General features: G+C 70.9%; 21 protein-coding genes. 14 read left to right on the top strand and 7 right to left on the bottom strand.

From position 1 onward, the window contains the following. Positions 1-2 precede the first annotated feature (2 nt). The 5 genes from fasR (at position 3) to fabF (ending at position 4,953) form a co-directional block, all read left to right on the top strand. Positions 3-1,208, top strand: a complete 1,206-nt coding sequence (gene fasR / locus ACFY0P_RS12750) for a fatty acid biosynthesis transcriptional regulator FasR (protein WP_388910672.1) — start codon at positions 3-5, stop codon at positions 1,206-1,208. A gap of 89 nt (positions 1,209-1,297) precedes the next feature. Continuing rightward, a complete protein-coding gene (locus ACFY0P_RS12755) occupies positions 1,298-2,218 on the top strand; it encodes an ACP S-malonyltransferase (RefSeq protein WP_388910675.1) in 921 nt (306 codons plus the stop codon). Positions 2,219-2,235: 17 nt separating this feature from the next. After that, positions 2,236-3,267, top strand: a complete 1,032-nt coding sequence (locus ACFY0P_RS12760; RefSeq protein ID WP_388910678.1) for a ketoacyl-ACP synthase III — start codon at positions 2,236-2,238, stop codon at positions 3,265-3,267. 89 nt (positions 3,268-3,356) lie between these two features. Further along, entirely contained in the window at positions 3,357-3,605 is a 249-nt protein-coding gene (locus ACFY0P_RS12765) for an acyl carrier protein (protein WP_046425089.1), read from the top strand. Positions 3,606-3,690: 85 nt separating this feature from the next. Continuing rightward, positions 3,691-4,953, top strand: coding sequence for a beta-ketoacyl-ACP synthase II (gene fabF, locus ACFY0P_RS12770; RefSeq protein ID WP_388910681.1), 1,263 nt, complete (start codon positions 3,691-3,693; stop codon positions 4,951-4,953). A gap of 203 nt (positions 4,954-5,156) precedes the next feature. Here fabF and ACFY0P_RS12775 read toward each other — a convergent pair whose 3' ends face one another. After that, on the bottom strand, positions 5,157-5,651 hold the full coding sequence (locus ACFY0P_RS12775) for a DUF3145 domain-containing protein (RefSeq protein WP_388910684.1): 495 nt from the start codon (positions 5,649-5,651) through the stop codon (positions 5,157-5,159). A gap of 255 nt (positions 5,652-5,906) precedes the next feature. Here ACFY0P_RS12775 and ACFY0P_RS12780 point away from each other — a divergent pair, with 255 nt between their 5' ends. From ACFY0P_RS12780 to ACFY0P_RS12790, 3 genes are all read left to right on the top strand, one after another. Continuing rightward, positions 5,907-6,806: an SGNH/GDSL hydrolase family protein gene (locus tag ACFY0P_RS12780; protein WP_388910687.1), complete on the top strand. Its 900-nt coding sequence runs from the start codon at positions 5,907-5,909 to the stop codon at positions 6,804-6,806. A 22-nt stretch (positions 6,807-6,828) separates the two neighbouring features. Further along, positions 6,829-7,803, top strand: coding sequence for an aldose epimerase family protein (locus ACFY0P_RS12785; protein WP_388910690.1), 975 nt, complete (start codon positions 6,829-6,831; stop codon positions 7,801-7,803). Between the two features lie 265 nt (positions 7,804-8,068). Then, positions 8,069-9,304 (top strand): pyroglutamyl peptidase, encoded by a 1,236-nt coding sequence (locus ACFY0P_RS12790; protein WP_388910693.1) that lies wholly within the window; start codon positions 8,069-8,071, stop codon positions 9,302-9,304. Here ACFY0P_RS12790 and ACFY0P_RS12795 read toward each other — a convergent pair. Next, positions 9,294-10,085, bottom strand: coding sequence for an EI24 domain-containing protein (locus ACFY0P_RS12795; RefSeq protein WP_388910696.1), 792 nt, complete (start codon positions 10,083-10,085; stop codon positions 9,294-9,296). The genes ACFY0P_RS12790 and ACFY0P_RS12795 overlap by 11 nt on opposite strands. 111 nt (positions 10,086-10,196) lie before the next feature. Further along, positions 10,197-11,051, bottom strand: a complete 855-nt coding sequence (locus ACFY0P_RS12800; RefSeq protein WP_388910699.1) for a hypothetical protein — start codon at positions 11,049-11,051, stop codon at positions 10,197-10,199. A gap of 179 nt (positions 11,052-11,230) precedes the next feature. On the opposite strand from ACFY0P_RS12800, the gene ACFY0P_RS12805 reads away from it, so the two are divergent. Then, positions 11,231-12,394 (top strand): serine hydrolase domain-containing protein, encoded by a 1,164-nt coding sequence (locus ACFY0P_RS12805; RefSeq protein WP_388910702.1) that lies wholly within the window; start codon positions 11,231-11,233, stop codon positions 12,392-12,394. Between the two features lie 107 nt (positions 12,395-12,501). Here ACFY0P_RS12805 and ACFY0P_RS12810 read toward each other — a convergent pair whose 3' ends face one another. Next, complete coding sequence (locus ACFY0P_RS12810) at positions 12,502-12,921, bottom strand: organic hydroperoxide resistance protein (RefSeq protein WP_388910705.1); 420 nt, start codon at positions 12,919-12,921, stop codon at positions 12,502-12,504. A 95-nt stretch (positions 12,922-13,016) separates the two neighbouring features. Beyond that, positions 13,017-14,015, bottom strand: a complete 999-nt coding sequence (locus ACFY0P_RS12815; RefSeq protein WP_388910708.1) for an NADP-dependent oxidoreductase — start codon at positions 14,013-14,015, stop codon at positions 13,017-13,019. Between the two features lie 91 nt (positions 14,016-14,106). Here ACFY0P_RS12815 and ACFY0P_RS12820 point away from each other — a divergent pair, with 91 nt between their 5' ends. Then, positions 14,107-14,556 (top strand): MarR family winged helix-turn-helix transcriptional regulator, encoded by a 450-nt coding sequence (locus tag ACFY0P_RS12820; RefSeq protein WP_388910711.1) that lies wholly within the window; start codon positions 14,107-14,109, stop codon positions 14,554-14,556. A gap of 42 nt (positions 14,557-14,598) precedes the next feature. On the opposite strand, the gene ACFY0P_RS12825 is transcribed toward ACFY0P_RS12820, so the two are convergent. Then, positions 14,599-15,072, bottom strand: a complete 474-nt coding sequence (locus tag ACFY0P_RS12825; protein WP_388910714.1) for a carboxymuconolactone decarboxylase family protein — start codon at positions 15,070-15,072, stop codon at positions 14,599-14,601. Positions 15,073-15,205: 133 nt separating this feature from the next. Continuing rightward, positions 15,206-16,048, bottom strand: coding sequence for a hypothetical protein (locus ACFY0P_RS12830; protein ID WP_388910717.1), 843 nt, complete (start codon positions 16,046-16,048; stop codon positions 15,206-15,208). 201 nt (positions 16,049-16,249) lie between these two features. Here ACFY0P_RS12830 and ACFY0P_RS12835 point away from each other — a divergent pair, with 201 nt between their 5' ends. From ACFY0P_RS12835 to chvE, 4 genes are all read left to right on the top strand, one after another. Continuing rightward, positions 16,250-17,410 carry a mandelate racemase/muconate lactonizing enzyme family protein gene (locus tag ACFY0P_RS12835; RefSeq protein ID WP_388910720.1) on the top strand — a complete coding sequence of 387 codons (1,161 nt, stop codon included), beginning with the start codon at positions 16,250-16,252 and terminating at the stop codon, positions 17,408-17,410. After that, entirely contained in the window at positions 17,407-18,411 is a 1,005-nt protein-coding gene (locus tag ACFY0P_RS12840; RefSeq protein WP_388910723.1) for a zinc-binding dehydrogenase, read from the top strand. Before ACFY0P_RS12835 ends, ACFY0P_RS12840 begins: the two co-directional genes overlap by 4 nt. Positions 18,412-18,524: 113 nt before the next feature. Beyond that, positions 18,525-19,505 carry a hypothetical protein gene (locus tag ACFY0P_RS12845; protein ID WP_388910726.1) on the top strand — a complete coding sequence of 327 codons (981 nt, stop codon included), beginning with the start codon at positions 18,525-18,527 and terminating at the stop codon, positions 19,503-19,505. Positions 19,506-19,650: 145 nt separating this feature from the next. After that, complete coding sequence (gene chvE, locus ACFY0P_RS12850; RefSeq protein ID WP_388910728.1) at positions 19,651-20,760, top strand: multiple monosaccharide ABC transporter substrate-binding protein; 1,110 nt, start codon at positions 19,651-19,653, stop codon at positions 20,758-20,760. The last annotated feature ends 24 nt before the right edge of the window (positions 20,761-20,784 follow it).

The following is a 20,784-nucleotide window of genomic DNA, read 5'->3' on the forward strand; positions in this document are numbered from 1 at the left end:
CCGTGCCCGAACCCGTAATGCGCAAGTCCGACCCCTCGGCTCATCCGGTCCACCCGCACTCCGCGACCCTGAAGCGGCTGGAGAAGTCGTCCGGCAGCCTCGCCGCCCAGGCCATCGCACGCATGGACGAGACCCTGCCGTGGTACCGGGCCATGCCTCCGGAGAACCGCTCCTGGATCGGGCTCGTCGCCCAGGCGGGCATCGCGGCCTTCACCGAGTGGTTCCGGCACCCGGACGCCCCGCAGGCGATCTCGACGGACGTGTTCGGGACCGCGCCGCGGGAGCTGACCCGGGCGATCACGCTGCGGCAGACCGTGGAGATGGTGCGGACCACCATCGAGGTCATGGAGAGCGCGATCGACGAGGTCGCGGCGCCGGGCGACGAGAGTGTGCTGCGCGAGGCGCTGCTCGTGTACGCCCGTGAGATCGCCTTCGCCACCGCCCAGGTGTACGCCCAGGCCGCCGAGGCACGCGGTGCCTGGGACGCGCGCCTGGAGTCGCTGGTCGTCAATGCCGTGCTGAGCGGGGAGGCCGACGAGGGGGCGGTGAGCAGGGCCGCGGCCCTCGGGTGGAACTCGCCCGATCATGTGTGCGTCGTGCTCGGGACCGCGCCCGACGGGGACAGCGAACTGACCGTCGAGGCGATCCGGCGGGCCTCCCGGCACGCCAAGCTGCAGGTGCTGACCGGGGTGCTCGGGGACCGCCTCGTCGTCATCGCGGGCGGCAACGACAACCCGCTGGCCGTGGCCAAGTCGCTGATCGGGCCGTACGCCGCCGGGCCGGTCGTCGCGGGTCCTGTGGTGCCGGACCTGCTGGCGGCCACGCGGTCCGCGCAGGCCGCCGCCGCGGGGCTCAAGGCCTGTTCCGCCTGGCAGGACGCGCCGCGGCCGGTACTGGCGGACGATCTCCTTCCGGAGCGCGCCATCGCGGGCGATCCGAGCGCGCGCGAGCAGTTGGTGGAGGAGATCTACAGACCGCTGGAAGAAGCCGGTTCGGCGCTGCTGGAAACGCTGAGCGTCTATCTGGAACAGGCGAGCAGCCTGGAGGGTGCGGCCCGAATGCTCTTCGTTCACCCGAACACCGTGCGCTACCGGCTCCGACGTGTGACTGACGTCACCGGATGGTCACCGTCCGATGTACGATCCGCCTTCACGCTGCGGATCGCGCTGATCCTGGGGCGTCTGGTCGATGGAGATCCCCAGTCATAGGATTTTGTCGGGGGCCCACAAAACCCCCTCGTGTTCTTCGTCCCTGTCCCCACGGGCGGCGGTGGCCGTCCCCAAGAGAGAGTGTGAGAGTGCTCGTACTCGTCGCTCCCGGCCAGGGCGCCCAGACCCCTGGCTTCCTGACCCCCTGGCTCGACCTTCCCGGTGTCGAGGACCGTCTGCGTGCCTGGTCGGACGCCATCGGTCTCGATCTCGTGCACTACGGCACGCACGCCGACGCGGACGAGATCCGGGACACCGCGATCGCCCAGCCGCTGCTCGTCGCCGCCGGGATCCTGTCCGGCGCGGCACTCGGTGACATCGCGAACGTCGCCCCGGGCGCGGTCGCCGGGCACAGCGTCGGTGAGATCACCGCCGCCGCCTTCGCCGGCGTCCTGGACGACACCGCCGCGCTGAGCCTCGTCCGCAGGCGTGGGCTGGCGATGGCCGAGGCCGCCGCGATCACCGAGACCGGCATGTCGGCGCTGCTCGGCGGCGACCCGGAGGTCTCCGTCGCGCACCTGGAGAAGCTCGGTCTGACCCCGGCGAACATCAACGGCGCAGGGCAGATCGTCGCCGCGGGCACCCTGGAGCAGCTCGCCGCGCTGAACGAGGACAAGCCCGAGGGTGTCCGCAAGGTCGTCGCCCTCAAGGTCGCCGGTGCCTTCCACACGCACCACATGGGCCCCGCGGTCGAGAAGCTGGCCGAGGCCGCCAAGGAACTCGCGCCGCTCGACCCGAAGTTCACCTACGTCTCCAACAAGGACGGGCAGGCCGTCGCCACCGGCGGGGAGATCGTGGACCGCCTTGTCGGCCAGGTCGCCAACCCGGTCCGCTGGGACCTGTGCATGGAGACCTTCAAGGAACTCGGCGTCACCGCCCTCCTGGAGGTGTGCCCCGGCGGCACCCTGACCGGCCTGGCCAAGCGCGCCCTGCCCGGCGTGAAGACGCTGGCCCTCAAGACCCCCGACGACCTCGACGCGGCCCGCGAGCTCATCGCCGAGCACAGCTGAACTAGGAGCCCACTGCGATGTCGAAGATCAATCCCAGCAAGGGTGCTCCGTACGCGCGCATCCTCGGCGTCGGCGGCTACCGCCCGACCCGCGTGGTGCCCAACGAGGTGATCCTGGAGACGATCGACTCGTCCGACGAGTGGATCCGGTCGCGCTCCGGCATCGAGACCCGGCACTGGGCGGGCCCGGACGAGACCGTCGCCGCGATGTCCATCGAGGCCTCCGGCAAGGCGATCGCGGACGCGGGCATCTCCGCCGAGCAGATCGGCGCCGTGGTCGTCTCGACCGTCTCGCACTTCAGCCAGACCCCGGCCGTCGCCACCGAGATCGCCGACAAGCTGGGCACGAACAAGGCCGCCGCCTTCGACATCTCGGCCGGCTGCGCGGGCTTCGGCTACGGCCTCACCCTCGCCAAGGGCATGGTGGTGGAGGGTTCCGCCGAGTACGTGCTCGTCATCGGCGTGGAGCGGCTCAGCGACCTCACCGACCTGGAGGACCGGGCCACCGCCTTCCTGTTCGGCGACGGCGCGGGCGCGGTCGTGGTCGGCCCCTCCCAGGAGCCGGCGATCGGCCCGACGGTCTGGGGCTCCGAGGGCGACAAGTCCGAGACCATCAAGCAGACCGTCCCCTGGGACCGTTTCCACTTCGGTGACAGGTCCGGGCTGCCGGTCGACAGCCAGGGCAACATCAAGTTCCCGGCGATCACGCAGGAAGGCCAGGCGGTCTTCCGCTGGGCCGTGTTCGAGATGGCGAAGGTCGCCAAGGAGGCGCTGGACGCCGCCGGACTCACTGCGGACGACCTGGACGTCTTCATCCCGCACCAGGCCAATGTGCGGATCATCGACTCGATGGTGAAGACTCTCAAGCTGCCGGAGCACGTCACGGTCGCCCGTGACATCCGCACCACCGGCAACACCTCGGCCGCCTCGATCCCGCTCGCAATGGAGCGGCTCCTGGCGACCGGTGAGGCGAAGAGCGGCGACACCGCACTCGTCATCGGGTTCGGGGCGGGTCTCGTCTACGCCGCCACTGTCGTTACCCTCCCCTAGGCACTCCGTGCCGGATCATGCATCCGGTAAGGGTCGCCGTCCGCAGTACCGCAGCAACCGTCTGGAACATCTAAGAAGGAGCGCCTGACATGGCCGCCACTCAGGAAGAGATCGTCGAAGGTCTCGCCGAGATCGTGAACGAGATCGCCGGCATCCCGGTTGAGGACGTCCAGCTGGACAAGTCCTTCACCGACGACCTGGACGTCGACTCGCTGTCCATGGTCGAGGTCGTCGTCGCCGCTGAAGAGCGCTTCGACGTCAAGATCCCGGACGAGGACGTCAAGAACCTCAAGACCGTCGGCGACGCGACCGACTACATCCTCAAGCACCAGGCCTGAGGCAGTTAACTAGCCTCCGGCTGCAATGCCCCGCCACCCGGCGGTGGCGCCGTCGAATCCCGTATCCGTTGGAGAAAGAATTCCCGTGAGCCCGACCAATCGCACCGTGGTCGTCACCGGTATCGGCGCAACCACACCGCTGGGTGGCGACGCAGCTTCGTTCTGGGAGGCCCTGGTCGCCGGCAAGTCCGGCGTCAGCCTCCTGGAGCAGGACTGGGCGGCCGAGCTGCCCGTCCGTATCGCGGCGCAGATCGCCGTCGAACCGAGCGAGATCATCCCGCGTCCGCAGGCCCGCAAGCTGGACCGGTCCGCGCAGTTCGCGCTGATCGCCGCCAAGGAGGCCTGGGCGGACGCCGGTTTCACCGCCAAGGCCGGTGAGGACGCGTCCGCCAACCCCGACCGGGTCGGCGCCGTCATCGCCTCCGGCATCGGCGGTGTGACGACCCTGCTGGACCAGTACGACGTGCTCAAGGAGAAGGGCGTACGCCGTGTCTCCCCGCACACCGTGCCGATGCTGATGCCCAACTCGCCGGCCGCCAACGTCGGTATCGAGCTGGGTGCGCGGGCCGGTGTGCACACCCCCGTGTCGGCCTGCGCCTCCGGCGCCGAGGCCATCGGGTACGCCATCGAGATGATCCGCACCGGCCGTGCGGACGTCGTCGTGGCCGGCGGTACGGAGGCCGCGGTGCACCCGCTGCCGATCGCCGCGTTCGGCAACATGATGGCGATGTCCAAGAACAACGACGACCCCGAGGGCGCGTCGCGTCCCTACGACTCCGGCCGTGACGGCTTCGTCCTCGGCGAGGGCGCGGGCGTGATCGTCCTGGAGTCCGAGGAGCACGCGAAGGCGCGCGGGGCGCGCATCTACGCCGAGGCGGTCGGCCAGGGCATCTCGGCCGACGCGCACCACATCACGCAGCCGGAGCCGTCGGGCAACGGCATCGCGCACGCGCTGCAGAACCTGCTCGACAACACGGATCTGAAGCCGGCCGAGATCGTGCACGTCAACGCGCACGCCACGTCCACGCCGCAGGGTGACGTGGCCGAGATCAAGGCGCTGCGGAAGGTGTTCGGCGACGACGTCGACCACATGGCGATCTCCGCGACCAAGTCGATGACCGGTCACCTGCTGGGTGGTGCCGGTGGTATCGAGACCGTCGCGTCGATCCTGGCGCTGGTGAACCGGACGGCTCCGCCGACCATCAACCTCGACGACCTCGACCCCGAGGTCAACGCGGACGTGGTGCGGGGGGAGGCGCGGCAGCTGCCCGAGGGCAGGATCGCCGCGCTGAACGACTCGTTCGGGTTCGGTGGACACAACGTGGTCCTGGCGTTCCGGACCGTGTGAGAAGCGTTGCATTGAGGCTTGTGGCCCGGACTCCGTTGGATGGAGTTCGGGCCACAGTGCGTTTCGTTGTCGGCTGACCGCCGGTGGGGGCTGGTCGCGCAGTTCCCCGCGCCCCTGAAGGGGCGCATTGCAGCTGCCCCTTCTTTCAGGGGCGCGGGGAACTGCGCGAGAAGACACGACGGCGCCGCAGACGGCTACGGCGCTCAGACCACCTGGTGGAGCCACCGCACCGGAGCGCCCTCGCCCGCGTAGCGGAACGGCTCCAGTTCGTCGTCCCACGGCTTGCCGAGGAGTTTGGCGATCTCGGCCTCCAGGGCCGTCTCGCCGCGCTGTGAGCGGGTCAGGGCGGCCCGCAGGCGGTCCTCCGGGATGAGGATGTCGCCGTGGATTCCGGTGACCGCGTGGAAGATGCCGAGGTCGGGGGTGCAGCTGTAGCGCTCGCCCTCGGCCTTCGCGCAGGGCTCGGCGGTGACCTCGAAGCGGAGCAGGTGCCAGCCGCGCAGCGCGGACGCCAGTTTGGAGGCCGTGCCGACCTCGCCCTGCCAGGAGAACTCGGAGCGCCAGGTGCCCGGGGCCGCCGGCTGGCGGATCCAGTCGAGGCTGACGCGCGTGCCGAGCACCCCGGCGACGGCCCACTCGACGTGCGGGCACAGCGCGCGCGGCGCGGAGTGCACGTACAGAACTCCACGTGTCGTCACCGGAACCTCCGGGCAGAGCGGGACATCTTGCTTGGCTGGCTGGCGGCAGTGGCACGACGGCCGCGTTGATGGCGAGGCTACCGTGCGGCGGCGCAAGGAGTGTGACGTACCGTCGGTCCCACAGCCAGGAAACCCCTGCCATTCACCCATGGGGACGCTTGTACGGGGGTGGTCCGTTGCACGGGGCGGGGCGGGAACTCCCGTGCGTTGTTATGGAGGGGGGACGAACGGGCGGACGGAGAGGACCAACAGGGTATGCGCAAGCAGCGACGCCGGCGTTCGCGTGCCCTGGCAGGCGCCGTCGCCGTCACCGCCGCGCTGGGGGTGGCCGGGTGCGATGTCCTGGGTGGTTCCCCCGCCGCGACGAAGAGCGAGCGGACGCGGGCCGCGCGGACCGTGCAGGTGTGGGACCGCAGCCCCACCTCGATCGCGGCCGTCGGCGACTCCATCACGCGTGGCTTCGACGCCTGCACGGTGCTCTCGGACTGCCCCGAGGTGTCCTGGGCGACGGGCACCAGCGACCAGGTGGACAGTCTGGCGGTACGGCTGCTGGGGCGGGCGCAGGCGGCCGACCACAGCTGGAACTACGCCGAGACCGGCGCCCGGATGGCCGACCTGCCGGAGCAGATGGCCGAGGCGGTCGTACGCAAGCCGCAGTTGGTGACGGTGATGGTCGGGGCGAACGACGCCTGCCGCACGTCGGTGCGGGCGATGACCTCGGTGGCCGACTTCCGCAGCGAGTTCGAGGACGCGCTGGGCACCCTGCGCAAGGCGCTGCCGAGGACGCAGGTGTACGTGGCGAGCGTGCCGAACCTGAAGCGGCTGTGGTCCGAGGGGCGGACCAACCCGCTGGGCAAGCAGGTGTGGAAGCTGGGCATCTGCCCGTCCATGCTGTCCGGCGCGGACGACCTGACCAGCGCGGCGACGCTGCGCCGGGACAAGGTGCAGCAGCGGGTCGAGGACTACAACAAGGTGCTGGAGGAGGTCTGCGCCAAGGACCGGCGGTGCCGTTTCGACGGCGGGGCGGTGTACGCGTACCGCTTCGGGACCGATCAGCTCAGTCACTGGGACTGGTTCCATCCGAGCACCGACGGCCAGTCGAAGCTCGCCGCGATCGCCTACCGGGCCATCACCGCCAAGGACCCGGTGGACTAGACCCTTGGCTTAGGGTTTCCCCATGAGCGAACTTTTCGGCACACTTTCCGACGGCACCGCGGTGCACCGCTGGACGCTGGAGCGCGCGGGGACCCGGGTGCGGGTGCTGTCGTACGGCGGGATCGTGCAGTCGGTCGAGGTCCCGGACCGGGACGGGCGGACGGCGGACGTGGTGCTGGGGTTCGCCGATCTGGACGGCTACCTGGAGAACCCGGGCCCGTACTTCGGCGCCCTGGTCGGCCGCTACGCCAACCGGATCGCCCACGCCCGCTTCCCGCTGGACGGCGTCACCTACGCCCTGGAGCCCAACAACGGGCCCAACTCCCTGCACGGCGGCGCCCGCGGTTTCGACAAGCGGGTGTGGGAGGTGGCGGCCGTCGAGCACGGGGTGCGGCTGACCCGGGTGAGTCCGCACGGGGAGGAGGGGTTCCCGGGGCGGCTGAAGGTCGCCGTGACGTACACGCTGGACGACTCCGGCGCGCTGCACATCTCCTACGAGGCGGTCACCGACGCGCCGACCGTCGTGAACCTCACCAACCACAGCTACTTCAACCTGGCGGGCTCCGGGAACGCGGGCGGCCACGAGCTGCGGATCGCGGCCTCGCACTACACCCCCGTGGACGGCGACCTCATTCCGACGGGGGTACTGGAGGACGTCTCCGGCTCCCGTTTCGACTTCCGTACGGCCCGCAAGGTCGGCTCCGGCTACGACCACAACCTGGTCCTCGACAAGGGGGTGACGGACACCCCCGTGCAGATCGGCGAGCTGTACGACCCGGCCTCCGGCCGCACCCTCACCGTCGCCACCACCGAACCCGGCATCCAGCTCTACACCGCCGAGCACCTGACCGGCCCGTTCGCCCCCGGCGACGGCGTCGCCCTGGAGACCCAGCACTTCCCGGACTCCCCCAACCGCCCCGATTTCCCGAGCACCAGGCTGGATCCGGGCGGGACCTACCGCTCGGTGACGGTGTACGGCTTCGGGGTACGGGGCTGACGCCACCCACCGACACGCAAGCCCCGGTCCAGGGGTCAGGTCCCGGACCGGGGCTGCTCAAGGGGGACTCGTCCCGGCTCCGACCTTAGCCGTGGCCGCGCGAAGACGGCCGCTCATCGGGCGCGTCGCGGCGATCTCGTACGAACCCTTCACAACCGCCCACGGGGTCGTGGGCTGGCTCATGGTGTAGACCACGTAGCGGCCCACACGCGATACTGCGCCCGATCGGCACCACGCACCCCACTGCGACGGAAGGCCAACTCCCGTGACTTCCTTACGTGTTCGGATCGGCGTCCTCGGAATCGCGCTGCTGGCCGGGGGGCTCGTCCCCACCGCCGCGCACGCCACCACCGCCCCCTCCCCCACCGTCGAGGAACAGCGGCTCGACCAGCCCGTGCCGCAGGAGATACTCCGGCGGTCCGGGTTCGATGCCGTGGCTCCGGGATTCGCCCGGGCGCTGGCGGACGCGCACTCCTACGCACAGGCCCGGCGGGTCGTCGAACGGCAGGGGTCGGCGCTGTGGCGGCGGGCCGTGGACCGGGCGCAGGGGCGGGGGCCGGACGGGGGTGATATGAGCCGGGACGACGACCGGCCGCTGTACTGGGCGCGGCTCGGGATGACCCGCCAGGTGCGTACGTGGGAGCCGGGGTTCGGGGTGAGCGGGCGCCAGCGGGCGGCGCTGCTGGACCTGCTGGAGCGGACCTCGCGCGGGCAGACCGACATCCGGTACCCGGGGAAGGGCCTGCGGCGGATCCTCGTCACCGGGTTCGACCCGTTCACGCTCGACCGGGACATCCGGATCTCCAACCCGTCCGGCGCGAGCGCGCTGGCCCTCGACGGGACCGTGATCGAGACCGCCGAGGGGCCCGCGCGGGTGGAGGCGGCCGTGTTCCCGGTGCGGTGGGACGACTTCGCGGCCGGGACCGTGGAGCGGACGCTCCGGCCGTACCTGCCGAAGGTGGACCTGTTCACGACCGTGAGCCAGGGGCGGGTCGGGCGGTTCGACGTGGAGCGGACGAACGGCGCCTGGCGCGGCGGGTTCCCGGACAACGAGAACATCGGCCGGACCGAGACCGTCCCGGTCACCGACCCGGCCTCGCAGCCGCAGTGGACGACCACCACCCTCCCGTACGCGGCGATCACGGCGGCGGACACGGGGCGTTTCCCGGTGTACGACCACACAGAGGTGACCGAGATCCCGGTGGGCGGGACCGACCCCGTCGTACGGGCGGACGGGCCGACCGCCGGGTCCACCGCGCGGGCCGGGGGCGGCGGGAACTACCTCTCCAACGAGATCGCCTACCGGGCCACGCTGCTGCGTGACCGGCTCGGGCTGCACGACACCCTGCCCGGCGGGCATGTGCACACGCCGGTGCTGCAGTTCGGTGCCGGGAACACGACGGAGGTGACCGACCCCGAGTTCGTGCGGAACCGGGTGGACATCATCGACCAGGTGCGGGCGATCGTGACCGTGGCGGCGGACGCGAGCTTCAGGAACTGACGGGTTCGTCCGCCCGCTCGTCGTCCTCCGCCGCCGTCTCCTCGCCCAGCAGGTCGCGGGCGAGGAGGGTGGCGCCCGCGACCGCGCCCGGCATCAGGAACACCGCGACGAACGGGACCAGGAAGACCAGGCCCAGCGGGGTGCCGAAGCCCCACACCAGGGACCTGCGGGAGCGCAGCAGGGTGAGCCGGGCGCGCAGGTCGACCCCCCGGCGCTGGAGGGCGACGGCGGTGAGTTCCTCGGTGAGGAAGAAGCCGGTGACGAAGAAGCCGATGACCGGTACGACGGTCTGCCCGACGAGGGGCAGGAAGCCGAGGGCGAAGAGCAGCAGGCCCCAGAGGGCGGCCCGGACCAGGATGCGCAGGCTGTCCCGGGCGGAGATCCACAGCTCGCGCCAGAACGGCAGCCCGGACTCGGGCGCGGTGCCGTCGGGCGAGACGTCCGCGTCGACCTTCTCGGAGAGGTTCTCGTAGAACGGCTGGCCGACCAGCAGCGTCACCGCGGTGAAGGTGAGGACGGCGCCGAGGAGGCCGAGGGCGAACAGGACGGCGGTGAGGAAGCCGCGGAAGAGGCCCTGCCAGGGGCTGGACCAGTCGTCGGCGAACGGGGTGGCCCAGGCGACGAAGTCCGCTCCCCATATCGCGAGGGCGACCAGGGCCGCCGCGTACATGACGAGGGTGATCAGGCCGGGCAGCAGACCGAACCCGAACTGCCTGCCGTGCCGACCGACCCACCGCTGGCCCTTGAGGAGATAACCGAAACCCACCCCGAGATCACGCATGGCCAAAACTTTACCGGGGCAGCGCCCCGTAGGGGCACGGGGAACTGCGCGACCAGCCACCACGGCGCCGCGGCCGGACGACGACTCACCTCGGCCGTCCCGGCGGAGCGCCTACGCGGGCGTCACCGCCACCACCACGCCCCGGTCCGCCGCCGGGCTGACCGCCGCCGACACCCGTACCGCCGTCGCCCGGGCCACCCGGCCGGCGCGGGCGGCGGAGGACAGCAGGACGGGCTGGAGGTGTTCGAGCCCGGTCACGGCGAGTTCCTCGGCGGCGATCAGGACCGGGCCCGTCGCCCTGGCCGTCTTCGCCGCCGCCTCCGTCAGGTCGGCCAGCGGCGGCAGCGCGGCCCGGACCACGCCCGCGCCCGCCGCGGTCGCGCGCTCGGCCAGGGCCACCTGGAGGGGCAGCAGCGGGGCCACCGCCGAGGTGACGGCGTCGGCGATGCGGTGGAGTTCGGGGGCGGAGTCACGGAGGACCTCGGCCGCGGTGCGCAGCAGCGGGGTGAGGGCCAGCAGGACGCCGGCCGCCCCGCCCGCGGCCGCGGGCAGCAGCGGGGACAGCGCCTCGGTCAGTTCACGGAGCGCCGCCGCGAACTCCTCCACCGCCGGCTCCACCGCGTCCAGCAGCGGCAGCAGACTGTCCCTGAGGGCCGCAAGGAGCGGCTCGGCCACCGGGTGCACGGCCAGCGGGGCGCCGCTGGTGCCGAGCCGGGTGAGGGTCTCGACGATGCGGTAGAAGGCCTCCTGTGCCCCCGGTGCGGCACTGGCCTCGGCCAGCTCCGCGGTCGTGCGGCGCAGGACGCGCAGCAGTTCGGGGGCCGAGCCCTCGCGTGGGTCCAGGGTGTTGAGCGCGATCTTCGTGAGGTTCTGGGCGGTGTCCAGGAGCTGGCCGGTGATGTCGGTGGTGCTGCGGGCCATGCGCAGCACGTCCGCCCTGCCGGGAAGTGAAGGAATCGTCGCCATGGGCCGGAGCCCTCCCGCCGCTGTGGGGTCTGTCCGCGGTGTGTCCGCCCTCAGCATGCCCCGGTTGAGTCGAACAGGTACATCTCGCCGTACCGATCGCAGGAAGGGGTAGGTCGCCCAGGTGGGTAGGGCGTTGTTCACAGTGGGAGCTGCCCCGGCGGCTCGGTTGAGGAGAACGGATGACGCAGGAGATCACCGTCCAGGGCACGGTCTCGGAGGGCTTCGAGGCGGTGCGCGATGAGTTCGCCGCCTTCGTCGCCGGCGAACCGGCCGACTACGAGGGGCAGTTGTGTGCGTACGTCCACGGCCGGCGGGTCGTCGACCTGTGGGCGGGCGAGGGGGCCGACGGGGACTCCCTGTACGGCGTGTTCTCGTCCACCAAGGGGGCGGCGCACCTGGTCGTGGCGATGCTGGTGCAGGACGGCACGCTGGAGCTGGACCGCAAAGTCACCTACTACTGGCCGGAGTTCGGCGCCGAGGGCAAGGGCACGCTGGCCCTGCGGGACCTGCTCGCGCACCGGGCGGGCCTGGTCGGCACCGACTCCGGGTTCAGCCCGCAGGAGCTGACCGACGACCGGGCGATGGCCGAACGCCTCGCCGACCAGCGGCCGTTCTGGCGGCCGGGCACGGCCTTCGGCTACCACGCCCTCGTCATCGGGGCGCTCACCGGCGAGGTGGTACGGCGCGCGACCGGCCGTACGCTCCAGGACGTGTACGAGGAGCGGGTCCGGGCGCCGTACGGCCTCGACTTCTTCCTGGGTCTGCCGGCCGCGCACGAGCCGCGATTCCGCACGACCCAGCCGATGCGGCCCACGCCCGAGCAGCAGGCCCTGCTCGACTCCGCCCCGTCCGGCCCGCAGACCCTCGCGGGGATCGCCTTCAACCGGCACACGGCCGAGCCCACGGACCTCACGGCCCTCCCCAACGACCGGCTGGTCCGCGCCAAGGGCCCGGCCTCCTTCGGCGGGGTGGCGTCGGCACGCGGCCTGGCCGGGATGTACGCGGCCCTGCTCAGCGAGATCGACGGCGAGGCCCCCCTGCTGAAGGAGGACACGGTGGCGGAGTTCGGCCAGTTCCACTCGGTGGGGTACGACCTGGTGGCCCGCACCCACAAGTCGTACGGCCTGGGCTTCCAGGCGACCGCGGACACCTGGCACCCGTTCCTCGGCGCGGGCACGATCGGCCACAGCGGAGCAGCGGGCTCCCAGGCCTTCGCGGACCCGCGCAGCGGGGTCGCCTACGGCTACACACGCCGCCGGTTCGCGTTCCCGGGAGGAGCGGCCCCGGAGAACGACCGGCTGGCGCGGGCCGTTCACAAGGCGGCAATGAACGCGCCCCTTTAGGGGCGCGGGGAACTGCGCGAGCAACCACAACGCACCCGCACCCGGCACGACCGGAGACCGCACCCCACGTCCAAGGGTGCGGCCTCCCCACAGCGCAACGACCGCCGTCAGGCCGGCGTCACGCTGATGTTCCCCCGAGTCGCCTTCGAGTAAGGGCAGACCCCGTGCGCCTTCTCCACAAGCTCACGGGCAACCCCCTCCTCGACGCCCGGAATCTCCGCCGAGATCTCCACGACGATCCCGAAGCCCTCCTCGTTCTTCCCGAGCCCCACCTTCGCGGTCACCCTGGACCCGGACACGTCGACCCCGGCCTGCCGGGCGACGACCCCCAGCGCCCCCTGGAAGCACGCGCTGTACCCGGCGGCGAACAACTGCTCCGGGTTGGTCCCGGACCCGCTGCCGCCCAGTTCCTTCGGCGGGTTGACGACGACGTCGAGCCGGCCGTCGTCGGTGGCGACCCGGCCGTCCCGGCCGTTCTCGGCGGTGGCGACGGCGGTGTAGAGGACGTCGGACTGCTGAATGGGCATGCGGTTTCTTCTCTCCTCGGTCCGCCGCGACTCGCGCCCACGATCGACGACGGTTTCGGAAAGAAGTTACCGCATGCCGAAAAACGGAGACAGACCTACAGCTTGACGATCATCTTGCCGGTGTTGTCGCCGCGCAGGACCCCGAGGAACGCCTCCACGTTGTTCTCGATGCCCTCGACGACCGTCTCCCGGTACTTCAGCTGCCCGGAGGCCACCCACGGGCCGACCTCGGCGACGAACTGCGGCTGCAGGTCGTAGTGGTCGCCGACCAGGAAGCCCTCGATCCGGCCGCGGGTCTGGATGAGGCGGGCGAGGTTCTTCGGGCCGGGGACGGGCTCGGTGCTGTTGTAGACGGAGATCATGCCGCAGATCGCGATCCGGCCGTCCCGGTTGAGCTGGCCGATCGCCGCCTCCAGGTGGTCGCCGCCGACGTTGTCGAAGTAGACGTCCACGCCGTCGGGCGCGGCGGCGCGCAGCTGCTCGCCGACCGGGCCGTTCCTGTAGTTGAAGGCGGCGTCGAAGCCGTACTCCTCGACCAGCAGCTTGACCTTCTCGTCGGAGCCGGCCGAGCCGATCACCCGCGAGGCGCCCTTGAGCTTGGCGATCTGGCCGACCTGGCTGCCGACCGCGCCGGCCGCGCCGGAGACGAAGACCGAGTCGCCCTCCTTGAAGGAGGCGGTGCGCAGCAGGCCCGCGTAGGCGGTGAGGCCGGTCATGCCGAGGACGCCGAGGTAGGTCGACAGGGGCGCGGCGTCGGCGTCGACCTTGACCGCGTTCTTCGCGTCCACGACCGCGTACTCGCGCCAGCCGAAGAAGTGCAGGACGTGGTCGCCGGCCGCGATGCCCTCGGCGTTCGACTCGACGACCTCGCCGACCGCGCCGCCCTGCATGACCTTGCCCAGCTCGAAGGGGGCGACGTACGACTTCGCGGCACTCATCCGGCCGCGCATGTACGGGTCGACGGAGAGGTACTTGTTCCGTACCAGCACCTGTCCCTCACCCGGCGCGGGGACCTCCGCCTCGACCAGGGCGAAGTCCTCGGGCTTCGGCCAGCCGACGGGACGGCTGAGCAGGTGCCACTCGCGGTTGATCATGACATGCGCCTTTCCGAAATTACTTCAGTACCTGAAACAACCATGCTCCTGAATATTTCATGATGTCAAGTAACGCGGTACCCTGGGGTGCATGTCCACCCCACAGTCCAGCCCAGCGAAGACCCGCCGTCCCGACGCCCTGACCCTGGAGGTCGTCGAGCTCATCGGGGACGTCGTGGCCCGTTTCTACGCGGACTACGAGGAGGCGGCGGGCGAGCACGCACTCACCGGGGCGCAGGCGCGGCTGCTCAGCCTGCTCTCGCTGGAGCCGCTGCCGATGCGGAAGCTGGCGCAGAAGCTGAAGTGCGAGCCGTCCAACGTGACCGGGATCGTGGACCGCCTTGAGGCGCGCGGGCTCGTGGAGCGGCGGCCCGACCCGGCCGACCGCCGGGTGAAGCTGGCCGCGGCGACGGACGAGGGGCGCCGGGTCGCCCGCGACCTGCGCGAGGGGCTGCGCTTCGCGCGCGAGCCGCTGGCGGGTCTTTCGGACGAGGAGCGGCTGTCCCTGCGGGACCTGCTCCGCCGCATGCTGGAGGGGTGAACGCGGGGCCGGCACCCGACGGCACCGGCCCCCGCCCGGGGGTTACGCGAACTGGCCCGGCCGGTAGTCGCCGGCCGGCTGCCGGAAGATGACGTTCAGTCGGTTGTAGGCGTTGATCAGGGCGATCGTCGCCACCAGTGCGACGAGTTCCTCCTCGGTGTGGTGCTTGGCCGCGTTCTCCCACACCTCGTCGGGGACACCGCCCGCCCCGTCGGCGATCCGGGTGCCCTGCTCGGCCAGTTCCAGGGCGGCGCGCTCGGCCTCGGTGAAGACGGTCGCCTCGCGCCAGGCGCCGACCATGTGGAGTCGCTGCTGGGTCTCGCCGGCTTCGGCCGCGTCCTTGGTGTGCATGTCGAGGCAGAAGCCGCAGCCGTTGATCTGGCTGGCGCGGATCTTGACCAGTTCCAGGGTGGCGGCGGGGATCGACGTCCCCTCGGCGGCCTTGCCCGCGCCGTTGAAGGCCTTGATCAGCTTGTTGGCGACGGGGCTGGCGAAGAGGTTCAGACGGGCTTCCATGGGGTGCTCCCTGTGGTGTGGCTCAGTGGGCTACACCCCTACGACGGAGCGGGTTCGTCGAATGTGACACGTTTGCAGGATTTGCTTGAGTGGGTTCTTCGGGTGCGGGCCGGTGGAGCTGGGGGCGCTCCACTCACGTACACCACCAGAGGAACCTGTTGCACGTCTGGCTCGGCGACGGGGCGGGGGCCGACGTCGTCGGGTCCGCCGTCGGGGTCGACGCCGCCGTGGTCGTCGGGGTCGCCGCCGGGGCCGTCACCGTGCCCGAACCCGTCGTCGCCGATTGGGCGTCCGTGTCCTTCGGGGACGCCGACGGGGAGCCGGACGCCTTGTCCTTCGAGGAGGAGGGGGACGGGGACGCCGAGGGGTCGGCCGAGGCGGAGCTCGTCGCGCCCGTGGCGCCGGACGTGTCACCGAGGGGCTGAGCCGTCGTACCGGGGGACGACGTCGACGTACCGCCGTCGGTCGTGTCGCCGCCCGCCGCGGCCGGGCCGGGGCTGGTGAACGGTATGGCGTCCGTGCCGAGTTCGGCGAGGCTCAGGCCGCCCACCGCCAGCACGCACGCCACGGCCACCAACAGGACCCTGCGGCGCCGTCGGCGATGAGCCGCGGCCTTGCGGTCGCGACGGCTTCCGTCGGGGGCGGACAGCGGCTCCTCGGGATCCTCCGCGAAACTCTCGGCGGCCTGCCCCCGGCTCCGACCGCCGCGCCCGCGCGCCGCCCGCCGCCGCTCGGCCCGGCCGCCCGCCGGCGGCCCGTCGACCTCGGCATCCTCGGCGTCCTCGGCGCCGTCCGGGCCCGGGCCGTATCCGCCGTCGGCGGACTCCGGCTCCGGGTACGGCGATTCACCGGGCGTGACCGGTTCGGAGGGGGCCGCCTCCGGCGCTGACGCGCGTAGCGTCTCGGCGGCGGTGCCGCACCCCGGGCAGGCGAGGGCGCCGTTGAGGTGCCGTCGGCACGGGTGGCAGTAGTCCATGACGCGGGAAGACTAAGTTCCCCACGGGTCACATAACCAGGCACCTCTGTGAAGGTTCTGTGGGAGACCGAAAAAGCTGTCGAAAGCCTTGCCGAAACCGTTACCTGTTCGACCCATTGACACCCCCGCCGCCCCGTCCTTACTGTCACGCCAGCATTTCGAACGTGTGACGAAATCTCGAACAGCTGAGGGGCAACCGCCGTGCGCATCACCGGAATCAGCACACACGTGGTCGGGACGCCGTGGCGCAACCTGACGTACGTCCAGGTGCACACCGACGAGGGGATCACGGGAGTCGGCGAGACCCGGATGCTCGGTCACACCGACGCGCTGATCGGCTATCTGCGAGAGGCCGAGGCCAACCACATTCTCGGTTCGGACCCGTTCGCGGTGGAAGACCTGGTGCGCCGGATGAAGTACGGCGACTACGGCCGGGCGGGTGAGATCGTCATGTCCGGGATCGCCGTCGTCGAGATGGCCTGCTGGGACATCAAGGGCAAGGCGCTGGGCGTGCCCGTGTGGCAGCTGCTCGGCGGGAAGGTGACCGACAAGGTCAAGGCGTACGCCAACGGCTGGTACACCACCGAGCGGACCCCGGAGGCCTATCACAAGGCCGCCCAGGGGGTCATCGAGCGCGGGTACAAGGCGCTGAAGATCGACCCGTTCGGCACCGGGCACTTCGAGCTGGACCACGAGCAGACCCTGTACGCCGTGTCGCTCATCGAGGCCGTACGGGACGCCATCGGGCCGGACGCCGAGCTGATGCTGGAGATGCACGGCCGGTTCTCGCCCTCCACCGCGGTACGGCTGGTGCGCGAGCTCGCGCCCTTCAAGCCGGCCTGGCTGGAGGAGCCGTGCCCGCCGGAGAACCTGAAGGCGCTGGAGAAGGTCGCCGCCAAGGTGGACATCCCGGTCGCCACCGGTGAGCGCATCCACGACCGCATCGAGTTCCGCGAGCTCTTCGAGAGCCAGGCCGTGGACATCATCCAGCCGGACGTCGGCCACATCGGTGGAATCTGGGAGACCCGCAAGCTCGCCGCCACCGCCGAGACGCACTACGTGCTGGTCGCCCCGCACAACGTCGGCGGTTCCGTGCTGACCGCCGCCTCCCTCCAGGTCGGGTTCACCTCCCCGAACTTCAAGATCCTGGAGCACTTCAACGACTTCGCCGACGCCGAGATCAAGAAGGTCGTCAGGGGCGCGCCGGAGGTCGTGGACGGCTACTTCCACCTGTCGGACGCGCCGGGGCTGGGGGTCGAGTTCGACGCCGACGCGGCCGCGGAGTTCCCGCAGCAGCAGGCCCGGTTCGACCTGTGGGCCGAGGGCTGGGAGCAGCGCAAGCCGAAGGGGACGTCGAAGTGAGTTCCCAGGTCGTCGTCGAGGCGCCGGGCGCCCACCGGGTCGAGGCGCACACGCCCCGCGAGCCCGGTCCCGGCGAGGCGCTGGTCGCCGTGCACGCGGTCGGGATTTGCGGAAGCGACCGTGAGGTGTACCAGGGGAACCGGCCCGAGGGGTATGTGCGCTACCCGTTGACGCCGGGCCACGAGTGGTCGGGGACGGTACGGGCGGTCGGCGCCGGAGTGCCCGCCTCGCTCGTCGGGCGCAAGGTGGTCGGCGAGGGGTTCCGGAACTGCCAGGTGTGCGACCGCTGTCACGCCGGGGAGACCACCCTGTGCACCGACGGCTACGAGGAGACCGGCTTCACCCAGCCGGGCGCCATGGCCGCCACGCTCACCCTCCCGGCCCGCCTGCTGCACGCCCTGCCGGACGACGCGGATCTGACCGCCGCCGCCCTCCTCGAGCCGGCCGCCTGCATCGCGGCGGCCGCACTGAAGGGCAACGCCCAGCCGGGCGAGCGGGTCGCGGTGGTCGGCACCGGGACGCTGGGCATGTTCGCCGTGCAGTTCCTGCGCGCGATCTCGCCGGGCGAGCTGCTGGTGGTGGGAACGCGCAACGACCGGGAGGCGCTGTCCCGGCAGTTCGGCGCCACCGACTTCCGCACCAGGGACCAGGAACTCCCCGACGACTTCGACGTCGTCATCGAGACCGCCGGGTCCGCGTCCGCCGCGCGCACCGCCGCCTCCCTGCTCAGGCGCGGCGGACGCCTGGTCCTGACCGGCATCCCGGCCGCGGGTGCCGACGGTCTCGACCCGACCGACCTCGTCGTACGGCAGCTGGAGGTGCACACCGTCTTCGGGGCACCGCCGGACGCCTGGGCGCACACGGTACGGGTCTTCGGGGCCGGTCTCCTCGATCCACTGCCACTGATCACGCACGAGCTGCCGCTGACCGAGTTCCCGCACGCCATCGAGCTGGTGGGGGCCGGTGATCCGAAGGTGGGCAAGGTGCTGCTCCGCCCCTAGTCGTACGCCGGTCGCGGCGTGCCCTGACCTCGCCGTGGCCGGCGTACCACCAAGCCTTTTCTCTGCCCCGAGCCGCGAACCTTGTCCGAAATACCGAACACGAAGGACAGCTTGTGACGACCGACGCTTCCGTTACGGCGGCCCGCCGACCCGGTGAGCAGGTGCTCACCGCCCTCGGTCTGGGCGCGCCCGCCCTCGACCCCGCCGACGCCTCCGCCCACGGCTTCCCGGGCGGCGGGAAGTGGCGCACCGAGATCCCCTCCTGCGAGGGTCCCGAGGCGCTGGCCGTCGTCCTCAAGGAGTCCTCGCGCCTGGACGTGCCGATCCACCGGATCAGCCAGGGCAGCGGGGTGTGGATGCTCACCGACGCCGAGATCACCGAGATGGTCGAGGCGACGAACGAACGCGACATCGAGCTCTGCCTGTTCACCGGCCCGCGCGGCACCTGGGACATCGGCGGCTCGGTGCGCTCGGACTCGCGGGGGGCCGGACTGCGCGCACGCGGCCACGACGCCGTCGCCGGCTGCGTCGAGGACGCGGTACGGGCGACGGAACTGGGCGTCAAGTGCCTGCTGGTCGCCGACGAGGGGGTGCTGTGGACGCTGCACCGGGCCCGGCAGGCGGGGATCATCCCGGCCGACACGACCCTGAAGGTCTCGGCGCTGGTCGGTCCCGTCAACCCGGCCTCGTACTCCGTCTTCGAGCACCTGGGCGCCGACTCCATCAACGTGCCGAGCGACCTGACACTCGATCACCTCACCGAGATCCGGCGGGTGTCCGGCGCCCCCATGGACATGTACATCGAGGCCCCCGACGACCTCGGCGGCTACATCCGGATGTACGAGGTGGCCGAGCTGATCCGGCGCGGCGCGCCGGTGTACCTCAAGTTCGGCCTGTCCAAGGCCCCCGGCATCTACCCGTGGGGCAACCACCTGCGGGACGTGACCCTCAGCACCGCCAAGGAGCGGGTGCGGCGGGGGCGGCTCGCCCTGGACCTGCTGGCGCGGCACGGGGCGGACGGGGAGATGGCGCCGCTGGGGTCGCGGCTGCCGGGTTCTCTCCGCCGGTTCCCCGCCGAGGGTGCCGCTGAATGAGCGTTGGGGACTGCGGGTCCGTTGTGACTGGTCGCGCAGTTCCTCCCCCGGCCTTCGGCCGGGGACACCCCCAGCGCCCCTGACGGGGCGCTCCACCGACCTTGCTTGAAATCTCTCAACGACGAGAAGAACAGGGACCGATCACATGCGCACTCGTAGAAGCGCCCTCACCCTCATAGCCGGGGCCGCCTCGCTCGCCCTGACCCTGTCCGCCTGCGGCCAGAGCGGTGAAGGCGGCAGCAAGGAGGACAGCGGCAGCGCCAAGGGCGGCACGATCGGCATCGCGATGCCGACCAAGTCCTCCGAGCGCTGGATCGCGGACGGCAAGAACGTCGTCAAGAACCTGCAGTCCAAGGGCTACAAGACCAAGCTGGTCTACGGCGAGGACGACCCGGACACCCAGGTCTCGCAGATCGAGAACCTGATCACGCAGGGTGTCAAGGGCCTGATCATCGCGGCCATCGACAACAAGTCCCTGAACAACGTGCTCCAGGAGGCCGCGGACGCCAACATCCCGGTCATCGCCTACGACCGGCTGATCCTCGGCACGAAGAACGTCGACTACTACGCGTCCTTCGACAACGAGAAGGTCGGTGTCGAGCAGGGCACGTACATCGTGCACAAGCTGGGCCTGGACAGCGGCAAGAAGGGCCCGTTCAACATCGAGCTGTTCGCCGGCTCGAACGACGACAACAACACCAAGTACTTCTTCAACGGCGCGATGAGCGTGCTCCAGCCGTACATCGACAAGAAGCAGCTGGTGGTCAAGTCCGGCCAGACCGCGCTGAACAAGGTCACCACCCTGCGCTGGGACGGTGCGACCGCGCAGTCGCGCATGGAGGACATCCTCACCTCCTCCTACAAGTCCGCCAAGGTCGACGCGGTGCTCTCGCCGTACGACGGCATCTCGATCGGCATCATCGCCGCGCTGAAGTCGGACGGCTACGGCTCCAGCAGCCAGCCGCTGCCCGTCATCACCGGGCAGGACGCCGAGCTGGCCTCGGTGAAGTCGATCATCGCGGGCGAGCAGACGCAGACCGTCTACAAGGACACCCGGCAGCTCGCCAAGGTCGCCGCGACCATGGTCGACGACGTCCTGAACAAGAAGACCCCGCAGGTCAACGACACCAAGACGTACAACAACGGCACCAAGGTCGTGCCCGCCTACCTGCTGCAGCCGGTGAGCGTCGACAAGTCCAACTACGAGGAAGTCCTGGTCAAGGGCGGCTACTACACCGACGCCGAGCTCAAGTAATCGCCGACACCTACTGATTGGAAG

Origin of the sequence: Streptomyces sp. NPDC001714, from assembly GCF_042892755.1 — a bacterium.
In the GTDB taxonomy this organism is placed as follows: Bacteria; Actinomycetota; Actinomycetes; order Streptomycetales; family Streptomycetaceae; genus Streptomyces.